This is a genomic window from Streptomyces tyrfis (assembly GCF_037034285.1).
Classification (GTDB): Bacteria; Actinomycetota; Actinomycetes; order Streptomycetales; family Streptomycetaceae; genus Streptomyces.
Window position 1 is genome coordinate 1 of sequence record NZ_JBAGJZ010000099.1, and the last position, 3076, is coordinate 3076.

Below are 3076 nucleotides of genomic sequence, written 5' to 3' on the forward strand. Positions count from 1 at the left end.
GCGGCCCAGCAGCAGGGCGCCGTCGTCACTCATGGGCCACGCCCGCCGGAATCTCCGCGAGATCCTCGGCGACGATCTCCGCCAGCTCCGCGGGGGTGGGGTAGGCGAAGACCAGGGCGACCGCGGTCTCGGTGCCCAGCGCCTCCTGGATGCGGCCGGTGATCTGAAACGCCGTCAGCGAGTCGCCGCCGGATTCGAAGAAGTCCGCGTCCGCGTCGAGTCCTTCGTTGCTCAGCGCCTCCTGGTAGAAGCGGGTGATCAGTTCGGTCAGCCCGGCGGTGGTCCGCAGATCCCGCGCGACGGTCTGGTCCTGGACGGTCATGGTGGCTCCTTCGAGGTGAGGAAAGGTGAAAGCGGTGTTGGGGCGGTTTTGAGAGGGACGAGCGTCACGGCAGGGCGGACAGCGGTGGGACGGCGGACGGCGTGGGCCGGGGGCCCGGCCCGGCGGCCACGCCCGCGCCCGTGCCCATGGCGGCCAGCGCGGCCGGCGAGTTGCCGCCGGAGACCACCACGGCCGTACGTCCGCAAAAGCCGCGCCGGAGCGCGCCCGCCAGGGCCACGCTGCCGCTCGGTTCGGCGGGCAGGCCGGCCCGGTGCAGCAGCTCCATGGCCCGGAGGATCTCCTCGTCCTCGACGGCGATCAGCTCGTCGACCCGCCGCTGGACGATGGGGAAGATGATCTCGCCGGGCCGCTGGCCGCGCAGTCCGTCGGCGACGGTCTGCGACGCGGGCAGCTCCACCGGACGCCCGGCGGCGACCGATACGGCGTAGCGGCACGCCTGTCGGGGCTCCACGCCGATGACCCGCGGCGGACGCCCGGCGAGGTCGGCCGCCAGACAGCTGCCTGCCAGCAGCCCGCCGCCGCCGACCGGGACGAACAGCAGATCGAGATCGGGCGCCTCCTCCAGGATCTCCAGGGCGACGGTGCCCTGGCCCGCGACGACCAGTTCGTCGTCGGAGGAGGGCACCAGCAGGGCGCCCGTGTCCGCCGCCAGTTCCCGGGCGAGCCGGTCGCGTGCGGCGACGCCGCCGTCCACCGTCAGCACCCGGGCCCCCAGTCGGCGGATGGCGTCGGCCTTGGCCCGGCCCGCTCCGGCGGCCATCACCACGGTGGCCCCGGCGCCGGTCCGGCGGGCGAGCTCGGCCACCGCGATGCCGTGGTTGCCGGAGGACCCGGCGACCACGGCGGCGGTGTCCCGGCCGAGCATGGCGTTGGCGGCGCCCCGGGCCTTGAACGAGCCGCCCCGCTGGAGGTGTTCGGCCTTCAGCAGCAGTCCGCGCAGCCGGGGGCCGGACAGTTCCGGGAGTGCGTCGGCGGTCAGCAGCGGCGTACGGCGCACCGGTCCGCGGATCCGTTCCGCCGCCGCCCGTACGTCGGCCGGGCCGAGGCGGATGCCGGCGGCGGTCACGGCGTCCGACCCGCGACCGGCGGGCCGCCGTGGTGCAGGGCGGCCCGGTCCGTCTTGCCCGTGCGCGTGGTGGGCAGCCGGTCGATGCGGTGGAACCGGCGCGGCATCATGTGCGGCGGCAGGGCCTGCGCGAGGTGTCTGCGCAGCTCCGCGTCGGTGACCGTGTCCAGCGAGCCGGTGACGTGGGCGTACAGGAACACCCGTCCCCGTTCGTCCGGTTCGGCGGTGACCACGGCGCCGGTCACCCGGGGGTGGCCGAGCAGCACGCCCTCGATCTCGGCCGGGTCGACCCGGTAGCCCCGGATCTTCACCTGCCGGTCGGAGCGGCCCAGGTACTCCAGTACGCCGTCCGGTCTGCGCCGGGCCAGATCCCCGGTGCGGTAGGCGCGGGCGCCCGGGGGGCCGCCCGGATCCGGGCGGAAGCGGTCGGCGGTCAGCTCGGGCCGGCCCCGGTAGCCGCGGGCGACCCCGATGCCGCCGAGGGTGATCTCGCCGATCTCGCCCGGGGGCACTTCCCGTCCGTCGGGGCCGGTCAGTCTCGCCGTCATCCCGTCGATCGGGGTTCCGACCAGATCGGCGGTGGTCTCCGGTTCGGGGGGCACCGCGTAGCGGGTGGCGGTCATGGTGCATTCGGTGGGGCCGTACTGGTTGACCAGGCTGCCGGGCAGCAGTCGGCGGGCGCCGGAGCTGAGGAACGGCAGCAGTGACTCACCGCTGGCCACGACCAGGCGCAGTCCGCTCAGCCGCTCCTCGGCCCGGTCCTGCTGGGCGAGGAAGGTGAGGAAGGACGGGGTGACGCTGAGCAGGGTGTCGACGCCCTCGCGCCGCAGGATCTCCGCGAAGCTGTCGGCGCGCAGCAGGGTGCTCCGTTCCGCCAGGACCACGGTGCCCCCGGCGACCAGCGGGGCGAAGGTGTCGCGGATGGAGGCGTCGTAGCCGAGGGGCGCGACCTGGAGCGCCACGGTGTGCGGGCCGAGGCCGTAGTCGCGGGCGATGAAGCGCAGATACGAGTCGAGGCCGGCCCGTTCGATCAGGACGGCGTTGGGGGTGCCGGTGGAGCCGGACGTGTGGCTCACGTAGGCCAGTTGCCGTCCGAATGCCTCCGGCCGGCCACCGGACGTCCCGGCCGCTTCGACGCCGTCGGGGCCGTCCGGGCCGTCCAGTCCGTCCGGCTCGTCGAGGTCGATCACCGGTCCTTCCACCGTCAGCCGCGTGCTCCGCCGCACCGTGCTCCGGGTGAGCAGGGCGGTGGCGCCGCCGCTGCGGACCATGGCGGCCAGCCGGGGCGGCGGCTGCGTCACGTCCAGCGTGAGGAAGGCGCCTCCCGCGCGCAGTACCGCCGCCACCGCCACCACGCTCTCCGGCCCCGGTTCCAGCGCGATGGCGCAGACCTGTTCCCGCCCGATTCCCCGGGCGATCAGGGTGCGGGCCAGCCGGTCGGTCCAGGTGTCGAACCGGCGGTAGCTGATGGAGCCGGCCGGGGTGCGCAGAGCGGTGGCCCCGGGCGTGCGCTCGGCGTGCGCGTGGATCGCGTCGAGGAAGCTCACCATGACGGCACGCCCCCCTGCCGGTGCTCCTGGTCGACGGCGACGAAGCGGAGTTCGGAGGTGTACGCGTTGCCCCGGTCGTCGGTGAGCCACGCGTGCTCGGGGGTGGGCAGCATCTCC

3 protein-coding genes are annotated in these 3076 nt (G+C 74.9%); all 3 read right to left on the minus strand.

Annotated features, from left to right (window positions below; all coding sequences use genetic code 11):
- Window positions 1–25: 25 nt before the first annotated feature.
- Window positions 26–322 (minus strand): phosphopantetheine-binding protein, encoded by a 297-nt coding sequence (locus WA762_RS35305; RefSeq protein ID WP_335941684.1) that lies wholly within the window; start codon window positions 320–322, stop codon window positions 26–28.
- A gap of 64 nt (window positions 323–386) precedes the next feature.
- Window positions 387–1409 (minus strand): threonine ammonia-lyase, encoded by a 1023-nt coding sequence (locus WA762_RS35310; protein ID WP_335941685.1) that lies wholly within the window; start codon window positions 1407–1409, stop codon window positions 387–389.
- Window positions 1406–2959: an amino acid adenylation domain-containing protein gene (locus tag WA762_RS35315; RefSeq protein ID WP_335941686.1), complete on the minus strand. Its 1554-nt coding sequence runs from the start codon at window positions 2957–2959 to the stop codon at window positions 1406–1408. The genes WA762_RS35310 and WA762_RS35315 overlap by 4 nt, the downstream gene beginning before the upstream one ends.
- Window positions 2960–3076 lie beyond the last annotated feature (117 nt).